Here is a 23,941-nt window from a genome sequence, read left to right on the forward strand (position 1 = left end):
TCGTGCTACGCGGAGCTGGACAGTCCCATCATATATCCAATCAGAGCTACAATGGTCAGCACCACCCAGCTGAAGCCCCGGCTGAACAGCTCCCACTCGGAGGGTTCCGCCCGTTCCGGGTGGCGGATGGACCACCGCAGATTCCAGCGGAAGAGCTCATCGGCAAAGAGGATGGCGACGGCATTGATGACCACCACCAGGGTCCCCAGGAAATATCCCTCTCCATGCACCCGGCTGCGGACCGAGGGCCCCTCCAGCAGCAGGCTGATGGCCCGGGTGATAGATAGGCCATCTTCATAGGTCTGCTGGCTTCCAACTAAGCCGTAGGCCGTCCCATTAGCAATTATTTCCAGTCTATTCGGCTTGGTGCCGTCCTCATTCACCAGATAGAATCCGTCCAAGCCGTAGCCGCCTCGGAAGAGGATCTCCCCATCCAGGCGGAGCTCCACACCGGTTACTTTGCCCATCTTTTCTGTTGCATTCGGAGGAAGCGCAGTGGGGTCCTCGGTCAGGGTATAGGGGCCGTATTCCGCATCCCCCCAGCGGTAGAAGAGAGCGCCCGAGGGGGTGAAGGTAAGCTCCACCGTTTTTCCGTCCAGTGTGCCGGTATAAACGGTGTCCTCTCCCCGCTCCGTCTGGCGGAGGAACTGCTCCTGGAATTCAATCCCCCGCTGTATTCCCAGGGTCAGATAGAGGGCGGTAAAAAGTAGCAGCAGCCCGGCCTGGATGCACAGCATGATCCGCGGGAAGGGGGTAAGGGCTCTCCAATGGTTCATCCCCGCCCCCCCTCTCAGGAGCGCCCGGTTCCCCGGGGGCGGCGGCGCTGCCGGGGCTGGCGGCCCATCCACAGCCGCAGGCCCAGCCCCACGGCAAAGAGAATCGCTCCCACCACGGCATTGACCTGTCCGGCCCGCATCCAGCCCAGTGCGGCGGCCTGTTCTTCCACCGAGGCGCCCGCGCCCGGGTCCCCTGAGAGCACCGCCGCAAACAGGATGCCCAACAGCAGGAGAAGAATACCAGAGAAGATCGCGGTGGTACAGAGGAATTCCATTCTCTTTTTCATACAAACACGCCCTTTCTCGTTCGGTCGGTGTGATCGGTGTCAGGACTGCCCCCGCAGTTCGATGATCCGGTCCCGCAGGACGGCAGCGTACTCGAATTCCAGCCGCTGAGAGGCCTCCTTCATCTCCTTTTCCAGCTTCTTGATGGCGGCCTCCCGCTCGCTTCGGGTCATCTTGCCCGCGTGCTTGGCCTCCCGGTCCTTCTTCTCCTCCTCCGAGAGGCGGATGAGCTCCCGCACCGACTTGATGACGGTCTTGGGCACGATGCCGTGTGCCTGATTGAAGGCGTCCTGCTTGGCCCGTCTCCGCTCGGTCTCGTCGATGGCCCGGCGCATGGAGGGGGTGATCGTGTCGGCATACATGACCACCAGGCCGTCGGCGTTGCGGGCCGCCCGGCCAATGGTCTGGATGAGGGAGGTCTCGGAGCGTAGGAAGCCCTCCTTGTCCGCGTCCAGGATGGCCACCAGACTCACCTCGGGCAGGTCCAGCCCCTCCCGCAGCAGGTTGATGCCCACCAGCACGTCGAAGGTCCCCAGGCGCAGGTCCCGGATGATCTCCATGCGCTCCATGGTGTCGATGTCGTGGTGCATATAGCGCACCTTGATGCCCGCTCCCTGGAGATAGGTGGTCAGATCCTCCGCCATCTTCTTGGTGAGGGTGGTGACCAGCACCCGCTCCTTTCGCTCGGTGCGCTCGTTGATCTCGCCGATGAGGTCGTCGATCTGTCCCTCCACCGGCCGGACCTCGATCCGGGGATCCAGAAGTCCCGTGGGCCGGATGACCTGCTCCACGATCTGGCCGGAGCGGGTGCGCTCATACTCCCCGGGCGTGGCCGAGACATAGATGACTTGGTTTACTCTCTGTTCAAATTCCTCAAATTTCAACGGGCGGTTATCAAATGCACAGGGCAGGCGGAAGCCGTAGTCCACCAGCGTGGTCTTACGGGCCCGGTCTCCGTTGTACATGGCCCGCACCTGGGGGAGGGTCACATGGCTCTCGTCGATGAAGAGGACAAAGTCCTTGGGAAAATAGTCCAGCAGGGTATGGGGCGGGGACCCCACCGGCCGCCCCTCGATGACCCGGGAGTAGTTCTCGATACCGGAGCAGTATCCCAGCTCCTGCATCATCTCGATGTCATAGAGCACCCGCTGCTTGAGGCGCTGGGCCTCCACCAGCTGCTCGTTGTCTTGGAAGAACTTGAGCCGCTCCTCCAGCTCTCGGTAGATCTCTCCGATGGCGGCGTCCATCTTCTCCTTCGGGGTGACATAGTGGGTGGCGGGCCAGATGGGGATGTGATTCAGGTTCCGGATGACGGCCCCGGTGACCACATTGATCTCGCTGATGCGGTCGATCTCGTCCCCAAAGAACTCCACCCGGATGGCGGTGTCCTTCCAGTAGGCCGGGAAGATCTCCACGGTATCCCCCCGCACCCGGAACATATTGCGCTCAAAGGCAATGTCGTTGCGCTCATATCGGATCTCCACCAGACGCCGGAGGAGCTCGTCCCGCTCCAGAGTGCTGCCCACCCGGAGGGAGACCATCATCTTGGCGAAATCCTCCGGCTCGCCCAGGCCGTAGATGCAGGAAACCGAGGAGACCACGATCACGTCCCGCCGCTCCAGCAGGGCGCAGGTGGCCGAGAGGCGCAGGCGGTCAATCTCATCGTTGGTGGCGGCATCCTTCTCAATATAGGTGTCGGTATGGGGGATATAGGCCTCCGGCTGGTAGTAGTCGTAGTAGGAGACAAAATACTCCACCGCGTTGTGGGGAAAAAACTCCCGGAACTCGGCGCAGAGCTGGGCGGCCAGGGTCTTATTGTGGGCCAGGACCAGGGTGGGGCGCTGGATGCGCTCAATGGTCTTGGCCATGGTGAAGGTCTTGCCCGAGCCTGTGACTCCCAGCAGGGTCTGCTCCTGCAAGCCCATCTCCACGCCCCGGGCCAGGGCCTCGATGGCCTCCGGCTGATCGCCCGCGGGCCGGTATTCCGATACCACCTGAAAATCAGGCATGTCTCCTCCTCCTTGCTCTTGTGATCTGCCGGGTGTTCTCCCCCGGAAAAAGGGCGCGGGGCGACGTGCATCCACATCCCCCCGCGGTCGCCGCACGTCCATTGTATCAGAACGCACGTTCTAATTCAAGTGTCAGATGACGGCAAAAAAGCCGCTGTCCCGCAGGGATACTGCGTCATCATCGGTAAAGATGATGTGGTCCACCAGCTCCACCCCCAGCCGGGCCAGCAGTTCCGCCAGCTGCCGGGTGGTGAGCTTGTCCTCCGTCGAGGGAAAGGCCAGGCCGGAGACATGGTTGTGGGCCAGAATCAGCCCCGTGGCATTGAGGGCCAGCGCGGCCTCTGCAATGCGGCGGCTGGTGACCTCCACAGCGTTCACATTGCCCTCCCCCACCGGCCGCACACCCAGCGCCTTGCGCTTGCCGTCCATGCACAGCACGCACACGCGCTCATTCCTGGCCCCGAAGAAGTAGGGCCGCAGCAGAGCGCAGGCCGTCCGCGTGTCCTCCACGATCCCGTCCAGACTGGCCCGGGAGGTGAGATAGCGGCCGGAAAGCTCCTTGACGCATTTGAGGAGCACAGCGGCGTGCTCTCCCACTCCTTTGACCTTCTCCAACTCCTCCGGCGCGGCGTCCAGTACCCCCGAGAGGGAACCGAAACGCTCGATCAGGTCGTGGGCCAGCGGATTGGTGTCGCTCCGGGGATTGGCATAGAAGAGGAGCAGTTCCAGCGCCTTGTGGTCGGGGAAGGACTCCGGCCGGGCCAGAAATTCGCGTTTCAGCCGCTGCCGGTGTCCGTCGTGGATCCCCATGGATTACGCCCGGGGGCCGTACTCCGCCAGATAGGCCTCCATGCGGGCCTTCATGGCGTCGTCAATGTAGATCTTGCCGTCGATCTCCCGGTTGTGCAGGAAGGCAATGATCTCCCGCACGGTGACGATGGGATAGACCGCGATGCCGTGGTCCTGGCGCAGCTCATCCAGAGTAGAGCAGTCCTTGGTGCCCCGCTCCATGCGGTCCACCGAGACGATGAGGGCCTTCATGTTGACCTTGGCCACGTGCTTGAAGAGCTCGATGGACTCCCGCACGGCGGTACCGGCGGTGACCACGTCCTCCACGATGACTACGTCGTCCCCGTCCTGGGGCTTGTAGCCCACCATGGAGCCGCCCTCGCCGTGGTCCTTGACCTCCTTGCGGTTGAAGCAGTAGGGCAGATCCCGGTCATAATTGCGGTACAGAGAGGAAGCGGCGGCTACGGCCAGCGGGATACCCTTGTAGGCAGGCCCGAAGAGGCAGGTCACGCCCTCGGGCAGGTTCTCCTGGATGCAGGCGGCGTAGTAGTCGCCCAGCTTGGCGGCCTGAGCGCCGGTCTTGTAGTTGCCGGTGTTGATGAAATAGGGGGTCTTGCGGCCGGACTTGGTGGTGAAGTCGCCGAAGGTCAGCACGCCGGAGCGCACCATGAAGGTGATAAATTCTTCCTTGTAAGTCATAACTCTCTTCTCTCCTTCAATCGGTTGCTGTAAAGTCGTATTATTATACCATTTTCGGGCCATTCTTACAAGTCCGGGCCCCCTCTTTCCCGCTCCAAGGGTAGACAATTCCCTGTTTCCGGCATTATAATATCTCCAATCCAGTTTTTATGTGAAAAGGAGTGTCTCCATGCTGCCCTTTGTCCTGGGTTTTGTCCTGCTGGCGGCCTGCTTTGCCGCCCTGTGTGCCCTTCAAAGCGTCCTGTCCGCGCTCCCCAGCCGGTGGCCGGGGCTCATCCTGCCCGTCCTCTCCCTCCTCTTTTCTCTGGGCGTGGCCGGGGTTCTGATCGCCCAGTCCTCCGCCGGCGGTGAGGCAGGGGCCCAGCTTCTCCTCATGGGCCTGCTGGGCTTCTGCTCGGTCAACATCATCACCGTGATCTTCCTGGCCGTCTACTTCGGAAAGCGGCAGGAGCGCAAAGACTCCCGCCGTTCCTGAGTTCTCTTTCCGGAATGGGAAAAGCCGCCCTCCGTCCTCTGCCGGTGCAGCAGGGGCGGAGGGCGGCTTTTGCTCACCACACCACGGTGGCGAAATAGTCCTCCGGCGTCTCAGCCCGGCGGATCAGCTCCGTAGAGCCGTCCTCCCGCAGGAGGATCTCCGCCGAGCGCAGGCGGCCGTTGTAGTTGTAGCCCATCGCGTGTCCGTGGGCGCCGGTGTCGTGGATGACCAGCAGGTCCCCCATGTCGATCCGGGGCAGAGCGCGGTCCACAGCAAACTTGTCGTTGTTCTCACACAGGCAGCCGGTCACATCATAGATATGGTCGCAGGGGGCGTCCTCCTTCCCCATGACGGTGATGTGGTGATAGGCCCCGTACATGGCCGGGCGCATCAGATCGGCGGCGCAGGCGTCCACCCCGATGTACTCCTTGTAGGTGTGCTTTTCGTGGATGGCCCGGGTCACCAGGCAGCCGTAGGGGGCCAGCATGAATCGGCCCAGCTCGGTGAAGATGGCCACATCCCCCATCCCGGCCGGCACCAGAATGGACTCATACTGTCTGCGCACCCCCTCGCCGATGGCAAAGATGTCGTTGGCGGTCTGCTCCGGGCGGTAGGGCACGCCCACGCCGCCCGAGAGGTTGATGAAGCGGATGTGGCATCCGGTCTCCCGCTTCAGGTCGGCGGCCAGCTGGAAGAGGATGCCCGCCAGGGTGGGATAGTACTCGTTGGACAGGGTGTTGGAGGCCAGGAAGGAGTGGAGGCCGAAGTACTTCACCCCCAGCTCCTTCAGCCGGCGGAAGCCCTCAAAGAGCTGCTCCCGGGTAAAGCCGTACTTGGCGTCGCCCGGGTTATCCATGACCTGGAACCCCTCCTTGGAGGCCCCGATGGAGAACACGCCCCCCGGATTGAACCGGCAGCTGACCGTCTCGGGCAGGGTGCCCAGGGTCTCCTTCAGGCAGTCGATATGGGTAATATCGTCCAGATTGATAGTGGCTCCCAGGCGGTGGGCCATGGAAAACTCCTCCGGCGGAGTGTCGTTGGAGGAGAACATGATCTCCTCTCCCCCAAAGCCGCAGCGCTCCGACATCATCAGCTCGGTCAGAGAGGAGCAATCCACACCGCACCCCTCCTCCCGCAGGAGCTTGAGAATGGCGGGCGTCGGCGTGGCCTTGACGGCAAAATACTCCCGGAATCCGGGATTCCAGGAAAAAGCCGCCTTCAGCCGGCGGGCATTTTCCCGGATGCCCCGCTCATCATAGAGATGAAAGGGCGTGGGATACTGCGCGGCAATGTTCTGGAGCTGCTCCTGGGTGACAAAGGGCTTCTTCATTGTGGACTCACCTGATTTCTTTGGAATAAAAAATTCTGTCGCTTTATCTTACTAAATCGACAGGCCTGTGTCAATGGAGTCCGCCTGTTTCAGCATTTTTTCTTTTCATCCTTCCCTCGTCAAGCATCGCCGAAGAACCTCTCCACGACTCTGGGCCGCTTGCATCCCGGAGCCCGGCGCGCTATAATGAGGGACATGTCTGTTATCTTGATTGGAGTGTCTGCTTATGAAGATCTCTACCCGCTCCCGCTTTACCACCCATAAAATCGTGCTGATCGGCCTCATGTCCGCCCTGGTGCTCATCTTCTCCGGCTTCCGCATCCTGATCCCCATCTCGGTGGACAACGCCGCCATCCAGCTGGGCAACATCATGTGCGTCCTCTCCGGCCTGCTGCTGGGCCCCGTGGGCGGCCTCTCCTGTGCCATCGGTTCCGCCCTCTACGACCTGACCAACCCGATGTACGCCCCCGAGGCCTGGATCACCTTTATCAACAAATTTTTCATCGGCTTTTTCACCGGTCTGATCGCCCATTGGCATGGGCGCAAAAGCCTCTCCTTCCGCTGGAACCTGTCCGGCGCCATTGTGGGCTCCCTGGTCTATGTGGTCCTCTATTTCTGCAAGAGCTGGCTCATGGGCGCCTTTGTGTTCAGCCTCTCCCCCGGCTCGCCCATGCTGATCTTCCTGGCCACCAAGTGCCTGACCTCTACCATCAACGCCATTCTGGCCGTGGCGGTAGCCGTCCCCCTGTGGGAGATGATCCGCCCTCCGCTTCTTCGCGCCGGCGTGATGATGCCCTGAACGTGCAGCAGCCCGGAGCGTCTTTGAAAGACGCTCCGGGCTGTTTGATTTACACTACACGCCGCTCCCCGCCATGGGTGCACTCCAGGAGCACCTGGGGGAAGCCCCGCACAAAGAGGATCGTGGTCACAGTGGCCGCCACCAGATCGGCAATGGGCTCCGAGAAGAAGGTGGCCTCCGCCCCGAAGAAATAGGGCAGCAGCAGGAGGCCCGCCAAAAAGACGCTCTTGCGGAACAGGGAGCAGAACAGCGCCCGCCGCACCCGGCCCAGGGCCGTGGTCTCGTCCACCAGCGGATACTGTACCGCCAGAGGGATGATCATACAGGTGAACATCTTGATGTAGCGCACCGACCGGGCGGCGATCTCTCCGTCTGAGGTAAAGAGGCGCACAAAGAGCGGAGAGACCGTATAGGTGACCACCATCATCACACCACAGAAGATCAGGCACAGGATCACGATGGTCTGAATAGCCTTTTTGATCCGCTCGGGGGCACCCGCCCCGAAGTTGAAGCTGACCACCGGCTGGGTCCCCAGGGTCATTCCGCCCATGGGCATGGTGATGAGGAGCAGATAGCTCTGCACAATGGTGGCGCAGGTCACCAGCGTATCGCCTAGCCCCGGCCCGCCATAGCGCTGGAGCACCGTGTTGAGGATGATGAGCAGCACACTGTCGGTGGCGATGATCAGGAAGGGGGACAGTCCAAAGACCAGCACCCGCCGCATGATGGCCCCGTCAAAGCCGCCCCACCCCAGGCGCACCGGCATGCGCTTACGCAGCAGAGCCCCCAGCACAAAGGCACAGGAGGCCATCTGGGAGATCACGGTGGCCAGTGCCGCACCGGCCACATCCATTTTCAGGCCAAAGATAAAGATGGGGTCCAGAATGATGTTGAGCACCGCGCCCAGCATAACAGTGGCCATGCCCAGCCCGGAAAATCCCTGGCAGATCAGGAAGTTGTTCATGCCGTTGGCCATCAGGGCAAAAAAGGTTCCCGCCGTATAGATGGTCATATAGGTGTTGGCATAGGGGAAGGTGATCTCACTGGCGCCAAACCACATGAGCAGATGGTCCTTGGCCAGTAGGAAGCTCACCGTCAGCACTAGGGACAGAACCAGCAGCATGAGAAAGCAGTTGTTCAGGATGCGCCGGGCCTCTTCTTTCCGGCCCTCTCCCATGCGCATGGCCATGATGGGGCTACCTCCCAGTCCTACCAGACTGGCAAACGAACTGAGCAGGGTCACGATGGGTCCGCATACACCCACCCCTGCCAGTGCCAGTCCCCCGATGTCGGGGATATTTCCGATATACATCCGGTCCACGATGCTGTAAAGCACGTTGACCAGCTGGGCCAGCATCGTGGGAATGGCCAGGCGAAGCACCAGCTTCCCTACCGGGTCACGTCCCAAGTCGTTGGTCCGTCTCATACTCTCCTTCTCCTTTCTCTAAATGTGGTACATATGGGGAATAGTATAGTCTTTTTTCCGGAGAGCGTAAAGAGTCAAACCCAACGCAAATACCACAAAAAAGTCTTGACGTTTGGGATTCCATCTGGTATCTTGGACAGCGTCAAGTCAATCCTCGCTCCAGCGCATCACCGGATGTCTGGAGACCGAGTGCCTGTACATATCCCGTAGGTCTTTGAAGGGATATGCCGCAGGCGCTTTTTTTGTGTCCGGGATACTCCCTCCCGGTCCGATTTCTCTGAACAAAGGATGTGCCGCCATGAGACAATCTGCTCTGTACCGAGAATTCACCACCTATGTGACCCTCAATATTCTGGGTTCCCTGGGCCTCTCATGTTATATTCTGGCCGACACCTTTTTTGTGGCCAGCCGTCTGGGGGCCGATGGACTCACCGCCCTCAATCTGGCCATCTCTGTCTTCGGGCTTCTCAACGGTCTGGGCATGATGCTGGGGATCGGCGGCGGCGCGCGCTACTCCATCTTTCAGGCCCAGGGCATGGAGCGTGAGGCCAACCGCACCTTTACCATCGCCTTTCTGACCGGCGCGGGTCTTGGACTGTTCTTTGCCCTGTGCGGACTGTTCTTTGCCCGCCCGCTGGCCGCGCTGCTGGGGGCCGAGGGACATATCCTGCCCATGTGCGCCACCTATCTGCGCACCGCGCTCTCCTTTGCGCCCTTCTTCATCCTCAACCAGGTCATGACCGCCTTTGTCCGCAACGACGGCAACCCCAAGCTGGCCATGGCGGCCATGCTCACCGGCAGCCTGACCAACATCGTGCTGGACTATGTGTTCCTCTATCCCCTGGATATGGGGATCTTCGGTGCGGCCTTTGCCACCGGCGTGGCCCCGGTGGTGGGTCTGCTCCTCTCCTCCCTCCACATTCTCACCGGGCGCAGCCGCTTCCGCCTGGTCCGTGAGCCCATGCGCCCCCGCCATCTTTTCTCCCTCTCCGCGCTGGGTGGTGCGGCTTTCCTCAACGAGTGCTCCACCAGTGTGGTGCTCGTGGTCTTTAACCTCCTGATCCTCCACCTGGCCGGAAACCTGGGGGTGGCCGCATACAGCATCGTGGCCAATCTGGCCTTCGTCATGTTGGGTATCTTCAACGGTATCTCCAACGGAACCCAGCCCCTGGTCAGCCAGGCCTGCGGTCGGGGGGACCTGCCCCGGCAGCGCACCCTCTACCGCATGGCCCTGATCCTGGCCACCGTGTTCGGCGTGGGAATCACCGCGCTGGGTCTCTTTGCCGCCCCGCCCCTGGTGGCCCTCTTCAACTCCGCCGGAGACCCAGCCCTCCAGTCCCTGGCCGAGGGCGGGATGCACCTGTACTTCCTCGGATTCCTCTTTGTGGGCTTCAACCTTATCACCGCATCCTATCTGGGCGCCACGGAGCGGCCCCTCCCCTCCTCCCTTCTCTCCTTTTTCCGGGGCTTTGTGGGGATCGTGGTGCTGGCCCTCTGCTTCGGCCTGCTCTTCGGACTGACCGGCGTATGGCTGGCCTTCCCCGCCGCCGAGCTGCTGACCGCCCTGGCCGGTGCGGCCGTCCAGCGCCGGGAATTCCTTCGAATCCAGAATTAGCACTCTTAATGCCAGAGTGCTAAGTTTACAATTTAGACATAATTTGTTGTATATTTGTTCATAAACTCGCTCTATACTAGAGGCAACAAAACGAGGTGAGAAGGCAAACCGGTGTTCTCCGGACCTCCTCACAGCGGCTCAGACCAGAGAGAAAACCGCTGAAATAGCAGTCCTTTTCTTTCATTGCTAATCTCTGTTCTCCGCCGTAAATCTGAAAGGAGACCTTCATTATGTTTGGTATGCTTCCGTTTGAGCGCACAAATGACAACTTTTTCGACACCTTTGATAATTTCCAGCGCAAATTCTTCGGGGAGAGCGGCGCCAATATGCCCGCCTTCCGCACCGACATTCGGGACGCCGGCGAGCACTTTATTTTAGAATGCGAGCTGCCCGGCTTCCGCAAAGAGGACATCCGACTGGATCTGAAGGATGGCATCCTCACCATCGCCGCCCAGCGCAGTGAGAGTGAGGAGGACAAGGCGCAGAAGGGCCAGTACATCCGGCGGGAGCGCCGCTACGGCACCTTCTCCCGCAGCTTTGACGTGACCGGCATCGACGAGAGCGGCATCACCGCCGCCTATAAGGACGGCATCCTGGAGCTCCGGCTCCCCAAGGCCCGCCCCGTTGTGCCCGAGGCCAAGCGCATCGCCATCGACTAAACCTCGCAGACGGGGAGCCGGTCAGTCCACACTGGCCGGCTCCTCTTTGATTGTCACCCACAGCGCTCACTCTCTCCCCTATCTCATATAAACCTTTCCATTTTCTTTCCGAAAGGATGTGAACTGCGTTATGAACGCTCAGAAATATACCCAGAAATCCCTGGAGGCCATCCAGAACGCCCAGGCTATCTGCACCGAATACGCCAATCAGCAGATCGAGCAGCCCCATATCCTGCTCGCCCTTCTGCTGGCCGAAAACGGTCTGATCCCCCAGCTGCTCACCCACATGGGCCTGACTGTCCCCTCCCTCACCGCCGCGGTCAAGGCCGAGGTGGAAAAGCTGCCCCGTGTCACCGGCTCCGGCCGGGAGCAGGGCAAGGTCTATGTGGCCCAGGACGTGGACCAGGCTCTCAATAGCGCCGAGTCCATCGCCGCCTCCATGAAAGATGAATATGTCTCGGTGGAGCATCTGCTCCTGGCGCTGGCGGAGCACCCCAACGCCGCTCTGAAGGAGCTTTTCCGCATTTACAACGTGACCAAGGAGGGGATCCTGCAGGCCCTCTCGGCCGTCCGCGGCAACCAGCGCGTCACCTCGGACAACCCGGAGGAGACCTACGACGCCCTGAAGAAATACGGCTCCGACCTGGTGGAGCGGGCCCGGCAGAACAAGCTGGACCCGGTCATCGGCCGGGATGACGAGATCCGCAACGTGATCCGCATCCTCTCCCGCAAGAGCAAGAACAACCCCGTCCTCATCGGCGAGCCCGGCGTAGGCAAAACTGCCATCGCCGAGGGGCTGGCCCAGCGGATCGTAAAGGGCGATGTGCCCACCTCTCTGAAGGATAAGACCATCTTCGCTCTGGACATGGGCTCCCTCATTGCCGGCGCCAAGTACCGCGGCGAGTTTGAGGAGCGGCTCAAGGCCGTCCTCAACGAGGTCAAGAAGAGCGAGGGGCGCATCATCCTCTTCATCGATGAGCTCCACACCATCGTGGGCGCCGGCAAGACCGAGGGCGCCATGGACGCAGGCAACCTGCTCAAGCCCCTGCTGGCCCGGGGTGAGCTCCACTGCATCGGCGCCACCACCCTCAACGAGTACCGCCAGTATATCGAGAAGGACGCCGCTCTGGAGCGCCGCTTCCAGCCCGTGCTGGTCAACGAGCCCACGGTGGAGGACACCATCGCCATCCTCCGCGGCCTGAAGGAGCGCTACGAGGTCTTCCACGGCGTGAAGATCCAGGACGGCGCCATCATCGCCGCCGCCACCCTCTCCAACCGCTATATCACCGACCGCTTCCTCCCCGACAAGGCCATCGACCTCATCGACGAGGCCTGCGCCATGATCCGCACCGAGATCGACTCTATGCCCACCGAGCTGGATGTGATCCAGCGCAAGATCATCCAGCACGAGATCGAGGAGGCCGCCCTCAAGAAGGAGGATGACGCTCTCTCCCGGGAACATCTGGAGGAGATCCAGAAGGAACTGGCCGAGATGCGGGACGAGTTCAATGCGAAAAAGGCCCAGTGGGAGAACGAAAAGAACGCCATCGGCAAGGTCCAGCAGCTCCGGGCCGAGCTGGAGGAGGCCAACGCCCAGCTGGAGAAGGCCCAGCGGGAGTATGATCTGGAGAAGGCCGCTCAGCTCCAGTACGGCCGCATCCCCGAGCTCCGCCGTGCCCTCGAGGCCGAGGAGGCCGTGGCCCAGCAGGGCCGGGAGGCCTCCCTTCTGCGGGACAAGGTCACAGAGGAAGAGATCGCCCGCATCATCGAGCGCTGGACCGGTATCCCGGTCAGCAAGCTCATGGAGGGCGAGCGGGAGAAGCTCCTCCACCTGGAGGACATCCTCCACCAGCGGGTGGTGGGACAGGACGAGGCCGTGCGTCTGGTCTCCGAGTCCATCCTGAGAAGCCGGGCCGGCATCGCCGATCCCAACCGTCCCATTGGCTCCTTTCTCTTCCTGGGTCCCACTGGCGTGGGTAAAACCGAGCTGGCCAAGACCCTGGCCGAGGCCCTCTTTGACAGCGAGAAGAACATGGTGCGCATCGACATGAGCGAGTATATGGAGAAGTTCTCGGTCTCCCGCCTCATCGGTGCCCCTCCGGGATATGTCGGCTATGAGGAAGGCGGTCAGCTCACCGAGGCGGTGCGGCGTAAGCCCTACTCCGTCATCCTCTTCGATGAGGTGGAGAAGGCCCACCCCGACGTCTTCAACGTCCTGCTCCAGGTCCTGGACGACGGCCGTATTACGGACAGCCAGGGCCGCACCGTGGATTTCAAAAATACCATCATCATCCTCACCTCGAACCTGGGCTCCCAGTACCTGCTGGACGGCATCGGCTCCGACGGCGAGATCAATGAGACCGCCAAAGAGCAGGTCAACGAGCTGCTCAAGCGCTCCTTCCGGCCGGAGTTCCTCAACCGTCTGGACGAGATCGTGTTCTATAAGCCCCTCACCAAGGACAACATCACCCACATCATCGACCTGATGGTCCACGAGCTCAACGACCGTCTGCACGAGAAGCAGCTCTCCTGCACCCTCACCGACGCGGCCAAGCAGTTCATCATTGACGCCGCCTACGATCCCATCTACGGCGCCCGTCCCCTGCGTCGCTATCTCCAGCATACGGTGGAGACCCTCATCAGCCGCAAGATCATCGCCGACCAGGTCCTGCCCGGCGACACCCTCACGGTGGATGTCCGGGACGGCGCGCTGGAAGTGGACAGCAAAACCGTCCTCACTGGCGAGATCGTATCCTAATATTTTCCTATTTGAAGCAAATACCCTCTCCTGGGAGACCGCCCTGTGCGGTCTCCCGTTTTTTTTGCACTTGTCCACATTGTCCACCGTGTTTTCCACATGATATAGTATTGTAAATTTTTGCAATCTCAAAATACGGTATTTTTCACTTTGTTTTTACTTTTTTTACCATTTCAAGACAGAAATCCGTGCACCGCGGAACTCAGCAGATCCTCCACAAACACTATCCAGTCAGGATATTGTATTGACCACAGAAAACATCGGAGACTGTATCACATTCAGCGGCGAATATACCCATTCTTATAGCATCGAGTGCGACCGTAATACCAACCGTTTAACAGGAAGCTGTGATTTTACCGTCGTCTCTGTGAGCGGCACATACATTTCAGATTAACAACCTGATGCAAGCTGGTAATTGCACCTGTGAAAGTCAAAAAAGTGTGAAGAGAGGAAACGTTGCACATCGAGTTGCACACTTCGGCGTCGCAAGTGTAAAAAGAGAGGGAACCGGTTTCCCGATTCCCTCTCAAAATGTGCTTGATTATCCGGTTTGGATTAGCCGAAGTAACGCTTCAGCAGGCCCTCGAAAGCCTTGCCGTGACGGGCCTCGTCGCGAGCCATCTCGTGCACGGTGTCGTGGATGGCGTCCAGGTTGTGCTGCTTGGCCAGCTTAGCCAGGTCGGTCTTGCCCTGGGTAGCGCCGTTCTCGGCGTCCACACGCATCTCCAGGTTCTTCTTGGTGGAAGCGGTCACGACCTCGCCCAGCAGCTCAGCAAACTTAGCGGCGTGCTCGGCCTCCTCATAGGCGGCCTTCTCCCAGTACAGGCCGATCTCGGGGTAACCCTCGCGATGAGCCACGCGGGCCATAGCCAGGTACATACCGACCTCGGTGCACTCGCCCTGGAAGTTCTCACGCAGGCCCTGCATGATCTCCTCGGGAGCGCCCTGAGCCACGCCCACCACGTGCTCGGAAGCCCAGCTCTTCTCGCCGGCCTGCTCAACGAACTTCTCCTTGGGGGCCTTGCAGATGGGGCAGATGTCGGGAGCGGACTCACCCTCGTGGACGTAACCGCAGACAGAGCAAACAAACTTCTTCATAAAATGTTCCTCCTAAATAAAATTCTATTTCTCCAAAACAGTTGTGGTTTATAATCAGTAATGATTATCATTTACAGTTATTAAGATACCACGCAATTGTCCATTCGTCAAGTGTTTTTTTCTTTTTTGCCAAAATATTTTTTATGCCCGTCTGTCCTTTGGCAGCCCGTCTCTTTACATCCTTCTTTTTCCTATGATAAAATGAATCATCTTCGCGGACAGAAAGCAGGTAAGCGCATGAAACAATGTATGGACTCCGCCAATTTACACCGCAGGCTGAAAAAAATCATAGGTCAGCTCCAGGCCATTGATAAAATGGTGGACGAGGATGTCCCCTGTGAGGATGTCCTGGTCCAGATCAATGCCGCCAAAAGTGCTCTGCACAAAGTCGGGCAGGTTGTATTGGAGGGACATCTGAACCACTGTGTGCGTGACGGCATCGAACATGGAGATGCCGATAAGACCATTGCGGAATTTGCCAAAGCCATCGAGCATTTCTCCCGTATGAGCTGATGCTCCCTTCTATTATACCCATTTTCAAGAGAGACTGCCAGTCCAAACGGACTGGCTCTCTTCTTTTTTCTTGACTACCCATACCCCTATGGGTATAATAAGGGCATCTCGGGTCATTTCTTTTCAGAAAGGACGATTTTATATGCGTTCCTCTCCCCTTTCGATCCTCTTGGATGAGAGCAAGCGTGCCCTTCTCTTTCTCCTCCTGTCCGGCGCTGCTCTGTTGGTCAGCTTTCTGTTTCCCGGCGCACTCCCCATCGATCCCGCCTGGCTTTCCATCCTTCTGTGCGGCATTCCCATCCTCAAAGAGGCCGCCGAGGGGCTCTTTACCCGCTTTGACATTAAAGCTGACCTGCTGGTCTCCCTGGCTCTGATCGCCTCCGTCCTGATCGGCGAGATCTTTGCCGCAGGAGAAGTGGCCTTTATCATGCAGATCGGCTCTCTTTTGGAGGAGCGCACCGTAGCCAAAGCCCGGGCCGGAATCGAGAAGCTGGTCCATCTCACCCCCCGCACCGCCCGCCGAATTCTGGACGGTTCCGAGGAGATCCTCCCTGCGGAGGAGGTGCGCATCGGTGACCACCTCCGGGTCCTGCCCGGGGAAACTATCCCCGTAGACGGCACCATTCTCTCCGGTGTGTCGGCGGTCAATCAGGCGGTCATGACCGGAGAATCGCTCCCGGTAGACAAGGGACCGGGCGATCCGGTCTCCAGCGGCACCGTCAATCAATTCGGCTCTTTTGACATGGTTGCCACCCGGGTGGGCGAGGACAGCTCCATCCAGCGTATGGTCCGCCTGGTCCAGTCTGCCGACGCTGGAAAGGCCAAGATCGTTGGGCTGGCCGACCGCTGGGCCACCTGGATCGTGGTGATTGCCCTGACCGCAGCCGCCCTCACCTGGGCACTGACCGGTCAGGCCATCCGCGCCGTCACCATTCTGGTGGTCTTCTGCCCCTGCGCCCTGGTGCTGGCCACCCCCACTGCCATTATGGCTGCCATTGGCAACGCCACCCGGCACGGCTTTCTTGTGCGGGAGGGCGACGCGCTGGAACGCCTCTCCACCGTCACCCGGGTCGCCTTTGACAAGACGGGCACCCTGACCCGCGGCACCCTCTCTGTGGCGGCGGTCCGCCCGCTGGACGATGCCTGCTCCGAAGAGGCCCTCTATGCCCTTTGTGCCCGGGCGGAGTGCCGCTCCGAACACCCCCTTGGCAAGGCCGTCGTACAGGGGTGGATGGCCCGCGGCAATCCCCTCCCCACGCCTCCTGCCGCCTTTGAGATGGTCCTGGGTCAGGGAGTCCGCGCCACAGTAGACGGTCAGGAAATCCTGGCCGGTAACCAGCTCCTTCTGGAACGGGCCGGATGTGTCCTTCCGCCTCACCTTCTCTCCGAAGCCCATGCGATGCAGCAGACCGGCTGTACCGTCATCTATGTGGCCTCCGGACAGACGGTCCTGGGTTTCCTGGCCCTGTCCGACACCCTCCGCCCGGATGCGGCGGATACCATCTCCCGGCTCCGCCAAGCGGGCAGTACTCCTGTGCTCCTCACCGGCGACCACGCGGAGGCCGCCCACGCAATTGCAGCCCAGCTCGGCATCACGGAGGTCCACGCCGGCTGTCTTCCGGAGGACAAGCTCCGCCAGATCCGCGCCTATCAGTCCAGCGGACAGCCGGTGTGCATGGTGGGAGACGGCATCAACGACGCCCCAGCCCTGAAAACCGCCCTGGTGGGCATTGCCATGGGCGGCGTGGGCAGCGACCTGGCTGTGGAGGCCGCCGACATCGCCCTGGTCAATGACGCCATCCATGAGCTCCCCCATCTGCTGCGCCTCTCCCGGCGCATGATGCGCACGATCCGGTGGAATCTGGTCCTCTCCATGACGCTGAACTTTGTTGCCATCGCCCTTGCCATCCACGGGGATCTCAGCCCGGTGGTGGGCGCTCTGGTCCACAACGCCGGCTCGGTGCTGGTGATCCTCAACTCCTCCCTGCTCCTCCCGTGGCACGGAACGGATCAATAATCTTCTCTTACAACAAATGAGGGACGCGTTTTGGTACGCGTCCCTCGTTCTTTTATATCTCGTTCGGAGGATTCTCCTGCCCCTCCCGGTCCAGCGCCTCCACCGCCCGGCGGTAGGCCTCATAGCCGTACAGCCGGTTGAGCACTTCCACCAGCGCGTTGGCGGTGAGGTGCTCAGGCAGGTCTAACGCCCGCTGGAGGGCACGGCGCCGCTCGGCCGAGCCGGCGCCGCCTGTAAGTCCGTCCTGCATCAGATCGGCCTTTGTGACCGGCCGCCCGTCCGGGGCAGTCTCCCCGGTCCCGTCCAGAAAGGTGGCCCCCGCTCGGCGCAGGACCTCCTCCAGGACCTGGGGACGCATCCCCTCCACGCCCAGCTTGCCCTCTTTTCCCGGCTGGCGCTTGCGCCGCTCCTTGCCATACCGGTCCGGGATATAGGCGTGCTTGACCTGATGTGGTGGAATGCTCCCCTTGAGGAAATTCCGGATGACAAATCCCGCGCCGTCCGAGTCGGTCAGGATGATGAGCCCCCGCTCCTCCGCCAGCTTCCGCAGGAAGGCCAGCTGTTCCCTGTCCTTGAAGATGCCAAAGCCCGAGGTCTCCACGATGAGCGCGTCCACCACCTGGGACAGGGTATGTTTGTCATAGCGGCCCTCCACCACGATGGCCTCCCGGATATGCAGCATAATTTGTTCTCCTCTCTGTGGGTTCTCCTATCGCCGGTCCCGGGCGGGCATAGCCAGCTCCATCAGGAGCCCGATGAGCAGCTCCTCTCCGTCCGCGCCGGTGGACTTCATGGCCAGATCCACCTCGCCGCACCGGATGACCGCCCGGCGGCACCAGGAGAGGGAGAATTTCCGCGCCGCGTTCATCAGCTTTTCCGCCGGATAGGAGTTGCGCATGCCCCACTGCTCCATGAGGTAAGCCGTCCCCTTCCGATGCTCCAGGGCCAGTCGGGCCGAGTAGAGCTGCCGGATCTGCTTGCCCAGCACAGCCAGCAGCTTGATGGGGGCCTCCTGCATGTGGAAGAGGTCCCCTAACACCGACGCCGCCCGGTCAAAGTTCCCCGCGGCGATGGCGTCGGTCATCTGAAAGACCACCGCGTCCAGCTGGGGGGTGGCCACCGCGTCGATGTCGGCCCGGGTGACCCGGTGCCCCTTGGCATAGGCCCCGATCTTACCGATCTCCGAGATCAGGCCGTTCATCAGGTCCCCGCAGAGGAACATCAGATACTTGGCGTCCTCGGTACCGATGTCATGGTCCAGCGCCCGGAACCGGCGGGAGATCCAGTCCACCAGATCGTTTTGTCCCTGCCGGTTGAAGGGGACCACGCTCCCCCGGTTTTTGAGCAGCCCCGCCAGCTTGGTGCGGGCGTCGGCCTTGTACTCGATCAGGTCGTAGACAAAGACCAGGCACACATACTCCGGCAGGTCGGAGAGGACCCGGATCAGGCCCTCCTTGTCTCCCTTATAGATGTCGTAGTCGTTGACCACGATAAGGGTGCGCTCGCTCATCATGGGCAGGCAGTCCACCATCTCCTGGAGCTTTTTTACGTCAAATTCCTTCCCCGTCAGGGTGTGGAGGTTGAACTCCTCCATCCCCGCCGGCAGGAGCTTCTGGCGCATCTTCCCCAGATAGAAATCCCGCAGGTAGGACTCCTCCCCGTGGAACACGTAGAGGGAGCCGATGGTCCCGGCGGCGATATCCTTTTTCAGCTGTTTATAGGCGGTGTCGTCCGCCTTTGCTTTGGGGGCCATGGGCCGCCCTCCTTTCTGTTATTCCCGTGCCCGGAAGGTGATGGTACCCATCCAGTCCGTGCGGTAAATGGCACATCCCGCCGCCTCCAGCCGGGCAAGGGTCTCGGGCGCGGGGTGTCCATAGGAGTTATATCCCACCGAGAGGACGGCGTACTCCGGCCGGACCGCCTCCAGCAGGCGTTCCGAAGAGGCGTATTTGGAGCCGTGGTGTCCTGCGATCAGCACATCCACATCGGGCAGCGCGCCGTACTTCACCAGCCGCTCCTCCAGGACCGTATTCATATCCCCGGTCAGAAGGGCGTCAAAGGTGTCCGTGGAGGCCAGCAGAGACAGCCCCTCCTCATTGCCTCCCCCGTCTCCCATGGGACGGTAGATCTGTATGTCGGCCTGTCCCAGGGTGAGCTGTGCGTTCTCGTCCAGCAGCAGAACCTGGGTACCATGCGCTTCTACCTCGGAGAGCAGCGCCTGCCGCTCCGGGCTCTCCTCCTCTACATCGGGTGCAATCAGCAATTCCACTTCCATGCGCTCCAGCAGCTGCTCCACTCCGTTGGTGTGGTCGGCGTGAAAATGGGTCAGGATGAGTGCATCCAGCCGCGTCACGCCCCGGCTCTGGAAGTAGTCGGCAGCCACATCGCCGCTGTTGTCCCAGCCGCTGCCGCCGCAGTCCACCAGCGCGGCGCGCCCCCGGGAGAAGAGGGCCACGCTCTGCCCCTGTCCCACATCCAAAACCGAGAGGGTCAGTCCGGCCATACGCAGCTCGGCCGCGCCGCACATCAGGGCAGCGCACAGGGAGAGGACCCCGGCACACAGTGGGATGACCGGCCGGATGTATCTCCCCGGCCCTCTCCGCAAAATCGCCCACAAAATCAACATGGTATAGAGCAGGATGAGCCATCCCCGCAGATAGACGCTGTCCAGGGGCACCGCGGCCAGTGGAAAGCGGCTCATTCCACGCACCACCCACAGCACATACCGCCCGGGCAGCGCAAACACCTCTCCCAGAAAACCGGCCAGGGCAGGGGCAAAGGTCCCCAGTACCGCCACGCCCAGGCCGCCCGCAAAGCACACCGCCACCGCGCCCAGCACCATCAGATTGGCCAGCGGCGCCACCAGCGAGAGTTCCCCAAAATAGAGCACCAGCAGCGGCGTGGTAAAGAGCAGGGCCCCCAACGTGGTGGCCAGTGAGGCCGCCAGTACCCGGAAGACCTGTTTTCCCCATCGCCGCAGTCCCCGGACCCGGCGGGGCAGCCACCAGGTCCAGCACTCATAGAGCCGCTGCGCGCACAGCTGTATCCCGGCCACCGAGGCGAAGGAGAGCTGCAATCCGATCCCGGCTCCGGCATAGGGATTCTGGAGCAGCAGAAGGAGGAGGGCCAGCGAGAGCGAGGTGGGTCCATCTCCCTCCCGCTCCACCAGGGGTGCAATCAGCAGCATGGTCTGGAGAAATGCGGCCCGCAGCACCGAGGGGGTATAGCCCGCGATCCCCGCAAAGACCGCCATGAGCAAAATGGTCAGCACCGCCGTGCGGCGGCGTCCCCGGCCCAGCAGGCGCAGGGCCACCCCGGCCAGGAAGGAGACATGCAGGCCGGACACCGCCACCACATGGGCCGTCCCGGTCCGCTGAAAAGCGGTGTAGGTGGCATCATCCAGTCCGCTCTTATCCCCGGTCACCAGACCGGAGACCAGCCCTGCCACATCGGCCGGGAAGGAGCGGGCGATCTGTTCCTTCAGATGCCGCGCCCAGAATGCAGGCCAGTACCGGAAGGGAACCCGCTCCGGACTGTCCACCTCCAACGCACCCCGGAGGCTGCCGGTGAGAAAGATCCCCCTGGCATAGAAGGTATCGCTCTCCTCTCCGCCCACGGTGTGGGCCAGTTCCAACGCGGCACTGCCCCGCACCGTGTCCCCCGGCCGCAGGGTCAGGAGCGACTCATCTCCATAGAGCACCGCCCCCAGCACCGTTCCGTTCTCCGCCGGGAGGGCAATCTCCACCGATGCGCCATACCGCGTGGCGGCAGGCCAGTCGGTCACCACAGCCGTGAACGTATGCGCGCTTCCGCTCATCTGCCGGGCAGGCGCCAAAGTGCGGCCCTGATAGAGGGCCGTCCACAGGAACCCGGCTGCCAGTCCAAAACAGCTCAGCCGGACCAGCAGCATGCGTCCCTTCCCCTCCCGCAGGAGCAGACCCAGACCCAGACACAGGCACCCGATTCCCAGCGGCAGCAGCCATCCCTCCGGCAGCAGCAAAACGGCGAGCAGGATGGCCCCTGAGCAGGGCGCTGCAAAGGAGGCCAGCTTACGCACCCTCGCGCTCCCGCTCCTCTTCTAGATCGGCCCGGCACAGGGCCATCAGCTCCTCCCGGCTGGGGGATTCCATCTGCGCCACCCGGTCGGCCTGCCGGGCCACCGCTTTTTCAAAGACATTGCGCACCTCACGGGCGTTTCCGAAATTCTCATCCCGCTCGGCATAGAGGGCCTGAAAGAGCTCTTTTGCATAGGCCTGGGCGTCCTCGTCCAATGTATATCCGTTTTTCCGGCACATGGACTGAAAAATCTCCACCAGCTGGTCGGCGCTGTAATCGTCAAAATAGAAGTACTTGTTGAAGCGGCTCTCCAGTCCGGGATTGGCGTGAATGAACCGTCCCATCTCCTCGGTATACCCGGCCACGATCACGATCAGATCCTTTCGGTGATCCTCCATGTTTTTGAGCAGGACCTCAATGGCCTCCCGTCCAAAATCGCTGGCCTGGTCGGAGGCGGCCAGCGCATAGGCCTCGTCGATAAAGAGCACCCCGCCCAGGGCCCGCTGCACCGCCTCCTGGGTCTTGATGGCGGTCTGCCCCACAAATCCTGCCACCAGGCCGGACCGGTCCACCTCCACCAGCTGTCCCTTGGAGAGCACCCCGATGGCCCGGTAGATCTGGGCCAACAGGCGGGCCACCGTGGTCTTTCCGGTGCCCGGATTGCCCAAGAAGACCAGATGGAGGGACATGGGAGGTACCGGCAGGCCGTGCTCCTCCCGCAGCTTACGCACCTTGACCAGGTTGATCAGGCTCTTGACATCGGCCTTGACCTGCTCCAGGCCGCACAGGCTGTCCAGCTCCGCCAGCAGCTCTTCCACGGTGGGGAGGTTCTCCTCCGTCTCCGGCTTCTTCTCCTCCGGCGGCGGAGGGGGGACGGGCTGGGAAGATGCCGGCTTTTCCTCCGCCGGACGGCGGGTGACGAATTCCATCGGGTCCAGGGGCGCCTTCCCCGCTTTGAGCCCATCCCCCTCACACAGGGCAGAGAGGGTATCGGCACAGGCCTTGGCAAAGGATGCCTCCTCCGGACTGACACAGTCGTCCACCGCCGCAAAGAGCAGGATCATCAGGGTGACCAGATCCACAAAGCTTCTGGCCAGAGAAGTGCCGGACACCTTGTCACAGGAGCGCATCCGCACAAAGCAGTCCAGAGGCCGGAAGCCGGGGTACTCGCTCACGGCAGTGCTCAATTCCCAGAAGAGGATGGAGGGGACGGGCTTTCCCGGCTGGTAAATGGCATTGTAGTACTCCACATGCCGCGGAGATAGGGCTCCGCCGTCCCTCTGCCACACCCCCAGGGCGCAGGCCCGGAAAAACACATCGGCCTCCTGTCCCAGCCGCACGCGTAAGACCGGATCGGTGATCTGCCTGGAAAACGCATTTAATCCATCCACATATTGTCTGTGTACCGCCGCGGCGGTCATGGAACCCTTCATCTGCTCCACCTCTTCCGTGGTTATCGTATCTTTTGATTATACTGGAATCCCCCGTCAGATGCAAGGAGGGAGCCCTTTCTCCCGGCGCTCTCTTGGGATTCTCCCAGATTATTAAATTTTCCCGAACATTTCCCCACGACCGTTGACGCACCCTGTATTCCCGTGTAAAATAAAGTTCTGAGAGGATAAAACTTGTCAATCGGAGGGATTTTTTATGGCGCGGACTCCCACCCGCAATCAAATGATCCACTGTGATATCTGCGGCGAAGATTATGCCGCTACTTATAAACGCTGCCCCTTCTGTGATGGTCGTACGCCGGAGGAGGAGGATGGCCGTCCTTCCCGCCGGGCGGGACGGCGCATGGCCACCAACACCCGGGGCGGCGGCTATTCCAGCGGCCCCACCCCTGCGAAGATCATCAGCACGGTGGTCTCCCTGGCCTTTATCGTGGCCGCGGTCTGCATCGTGGTCTCCATTGTCAAGCCCATGATCGACCGGGGCAACACCACGCCCCTTACCTCGGCCACCCCCGCTCCCTCGGCGAGCGCAGAGGTCTCCCCCTCGCCGGAGGTCTCTCCCTCGCCCACAGTGCCTCCCGATCAGACGGCCACCGGCTTTACGCTGGACCAGAGCGATTTCACGCTGCAGAATTACGGCCAGGTCCACACCATCCACGCCACCTTCTCTCCCGGCGGCAGCGTGGGCTATCTGGAGTGGACCAGCAGCAATCCCGATGTGGTCAGCGTGGATGAAAACGGCACGGTCAAGGGACTGGGCAAGTCCGGCGGCGTGAGCAGCGTGACCATTACGGCCACCCTCAAGGGAACGCAGATCTTCCAGACCTGCATCGTCCGGTGCAGCTTTGATGCCCCGGCCGGTGCCGGAGCCAGCACTGCTCCCTCCTCCACGCCCGGCACATCCACCTCCACCAGCAATCCGGTGCTGAATAAGACCGACTTCACCATGCCCAAGGGTACCACGGTACAGATGAGCGTATCGGGCACCACGTCCACGCCCTCCTGGTCCACCGCCAATTCCGCTGTGGCCACGGTGGACAGCAGCGGCCTGGTCTCCATGGTGGGAAAAGGCACCACCACCCTCATCTGCAAGGTGGATGGCAAGGAACTCACCTGTATCGTCCGGTGCAGCGGATAATGGTTCCGATTTTGTTGACAGAAAAAGATGCGGCCAGCCCTTTCACGG

At 61.3% G+C, this 23,941-nt stretch carries 20 protein-coding genes; 8 read left to right on the forward strand and 12 right to left on the reverse strand.

What is annotated here, in order from left to right:
* Nucleotides 1-5: 5 nt before the first annotated feature.
* The 5 genes from GPK94_RS11700 to pyrE form a co-directional block, all read right to left on the reverse strand.
* Nucleotides 6-776 (reverse strand): hypothetical protein, encoded by a 771-nt coding sequence (locus GPK94_RS11700; RefSeq protein ID WP_215655878.1) that lies wholly within the window; start codon nt 774-776, stop codon nt 6-8.
* A gap of 14 nt (nt 777-790) precedes the next feature.
* Nucleotides 791-1,063 (reverse strand): hypothetical protein, encoded by a 273-nt coding sequence (locus GPK94_RS11705; protein ID WP_101693884.1) that lies wholly within the window; start codon nt 1,061-1,063, stop codon nt 791-793.
* A 39-nt stretch (nt 1,064-1,102) separates the two neighbouring features.
* Nucleotides 1,103-3,070: an excinuclease ABC subunit UvrB gene (gene uvrB / locus GPK94_RS11710; RefSeq protein ID WP_193536186.1), complete on the reverse strand. Its 1,968-nt coding sequence runs from the start codon at nt 3,068-3,070 to the stop codon at nt 1,103-1,105.
* Nucleotides 3,071-3,202: 132 nt separating this feature from the next.
* Nucleotides 3,203-3,880, reverse strand: a complete 678-nt coding sequence (radC, locus tag GPK94_RS11715) for a DNA repair protein RadC (protein WP_101693886.1) — start codon at nt 3,878-3,880, stop codon at nt 3,203-3,205.
* Between the two features lie 3 nt (nt 3,881-3,883).
* Entirely contained in the window at nt 3,884-4,558 is a 675-nt protein-coding gene (gene pyrE / locus GPK94_RS11720) for an orotate phosphoribosyltransferase (RefSeq protein WP_215655879.1), read from the reverse strand.
* A 169-nt stretch (nt 4,559-4,727) separates the two neighbouring features.
* On the opposite strand from pyrE, the gene GPK94_RS11725 reads away from it, so the two are divergent.
* Complete coding sequence (locus GPK94_RS11725) at nt 4,728-5,033, forward strand: hypothetical protein (protein ID WP_193536180.1); 306 nt, start codon at nt 4,728-4,730, stop codon at nt 5,031-5,033.
* Between the two features lie 73 nt (nt 5,034-5,106).
* Here the strand turns inward: GPK94_RS11725 and GPK94_RS11730 are convergent, their stop codons facing one another.
* A complete protein-coding gene (locus GPK94_RS11730; RefSeq protein ID WP_215655880.1) occupies nt 5,107-6,363 on the reverse strand; it encodes a diaminopimelate decarboxylase in 1,257 nt (418 codons plus the stop codon).
* Between the two features lie 226 nt (nt 6,364-6,589).
* Between GPK94_RS11730 and GPK94_RS11735 the strand changes: the two genes are divergently transcribed.
* Nucleotides 6,590-7,162, forward strand: a complete 573-nt coding sequence (locus tag GPK94_RS11735; protein ID WP_101693890.1) for an ECF transporter S component — start codon at nt 6,590-6,592, stop codon at nt 7,160-7,162.
* Nucleotides 7,163-7,211: 49 nt separating this feature from the next.
* On the opposite strand, the gene GPK94_RS11740 is transcribed toward GPK94_RS11735, so the two are convergent.
* Nucleotides 7,212-8,588 carry an MATE family efflux transporter gene (locus GPK94_RS11740; protein ID WP_215655881.1) on the reverse strand — a complete coding sequence of 459 codons (1,377 nt, stop codon included), beginning with the start codon at nt 8,586-8,588 and terminating at the stop codon, nt 7,212-7,214.
* A gap of 298 nt (nt 8,589-8,886) precedes the next feature.
* Here GPK94_RS11740 and GPK94_RS11745 point away from each other — a divergent pair, with 298 nt between their 5' ends.
* The 3 genes from GPK94_RS11745 (at nt 8,887) to clpB (ending at nt 13,620) form a co-directional block, all read left to right on the forward strand.
* Nucleotides 8,887-10,203, forward strand: coding sequence for an MATE family efflux transporter (locus GPK94_RS11745; protein ID WP_215655882.1), 1,317 nt, complete (start codon nt 8,887-8,889; stop codon nt 10,201-10,203).
* Between the two features lie 230 nt (nt 10,204-10,433).
* Nucleotides 10,434-10,862: an Hsp20/alpha crystallin family protein gene (locus GPK94_RS11750; protein ID WP_101693893.1), complete on the forward strand. Its 429-nt coding sequence runs from the start codon at nt 10,434-10,436 to the stop codon at nt 10,860-10,862.
* Between the two features lie 130 nt (nt 10,863-10,992).
* Complete coding sequence (gene clpB, locus GPK94_RS11755; protein WP_215655883.1) at nt 10,993-13,620, forward strand: ATP-dependent chaperone ClpB; 2,628 nt, start codon at nt 10,993-10,995, stop codon at nt 13,618-13,620.
* 555 nt (nt 13,621-14,175) lie between these two features.
* Here the strand turns inward: clpB and GPK94_RS11760 are convergent.
* Nucleotides 14,176-14,718 carry an NADH peroxidase gene (locus GPK94_RS11760; RefSeq protein ID WP_101693913.1) on the reverse strand — a complete coding sequence of 181 codons (543 nt, stop codon included), beginning with the start codon at nt 14,716-14,718 and terminating at the stop codon, nt 14,176-14,178.
* 237 nt (nt 14,719-14,955) lie between these two features.
* Here GPK94_RS11760 and GPK94_RS11765 point away from each other — a divergent pair, with 237 nt between their 5' ends.
* Both GPK94_RS11765 and GPK94_RS11770 read left to right on the forward strand, forming a co-directional pair.
* A complete protein-coding gene (locus GPK94_RS11765) occupies nt 14,956-15,231 on the forward strand; it encodes a metal-sensing transcriptional repressor (protein WP_101693914.1) in 276 nt (91 codons plus the stop codon).
* A gap of 142 nt (nt 15,232-15,373) precedes the next feature.
* Entirely contained in the window at nt 15,374-17,248 is a 1,875-nt protein-coding gene (locus tag GPK94_RS11770; RefSeq protein ID WP_215655884.1) for a cation-translocating P-type ATPase, read from the forward strand.
* A 52-nt stretch (nt 17,249-17,300) separates the two neighbouring features.
* Here the strand turns inward: GPK94_RS11770 and GPK94_RS11775 are convergent, their stop codons facing one another.
* The 4 genes from GPK94_RS11775 to GPK94_RS11790 are packed head-to-tail and all read right to left on the reverse strand — an operon-like array spanning nt 17,301 to nt 22,737.
* Complete coding sequence (locus GPK94_RS11775) at nt 17,301-17,930, reverse strand: DUF4093 domain-containing protein (protein ID WP_215655885.1); 630 nt, start codon at nt 17,928-17,930, stop codon at nt 17,301-17,303.
* A gap of 27 nt (nt 17,931-17,957) precedes the next feature.
* Nucleotides 17,958-19,001 carry a DNA polymerase III subunit delta gene (gene holA / locus GPK94_RS11780; protein ID WP_186962941.1) on the reverse strand — a complete coding sequence of 348 codons (1,044 nt, stop codon included), beginning with the start codon at nt 18,999-19,001 and terminating at the stop codon, nt 17,958-17,960.
* A gap of 18 nt (nt 19,002-19,019) precedes the next feature.
* Nucleotides 19,020-21,305: a DNA internalization-related competence protein ComEC/Rec2 gene (locus GPK94_RS11785; protein ID WP_215655886.1), complete on the reverse strand. Its 2,286-nt coding sequence runs from the start codon at nt 21,303-21,305 to the stop codon at nt 19,020-19,022.
* Nucleotides 21,298-22,737 carry an AAA family ATPase gene (locus GPK94_RS11790; RefSeq protein WP_215655887.1) on the reverse strand — a complete coding sequence of 480 codons (1,440 nt, stop codon included), beginning with the start codon at nt 22,735-22,737 and terminating at the stop codon, nt 21,298-21,300. Before GPK94_RS11790 ends, GPK94_RS11785 begins: the two co-directional genes overlap by 8 nt.
* Before the next feature lie 214 nt (nt 22,738-22,951).
* Here GPK94_RS11790 and GPK94_RS11795 point away from each other — a divergent pair, with 214 nt between their 5' ends.
* Nucleotides 22,952-23,893, forward strand: coding sequence for an Ig-like domain-containing protein (locus tag GPK94_RS11795; protein ID WP_215655888.1), 942 nt, complete (start codon nt 22,952-22,954; stop codon nt 23,891-23,893).
* Nucleotides 23,894-23,941: the final 48 nt, after the last annotated feature.

Source organism: Pseudoflavonifractor sp. MCC625, from assembly GCF_018784545.1.
Taxonomy (GTDB): Bacteria; Bacillota; Clostridia; order Oscillospirales; family Oscillospiraceae; genus Pseudoflavonifractor_A; species Pseudoflavonifractor_A gallinarum.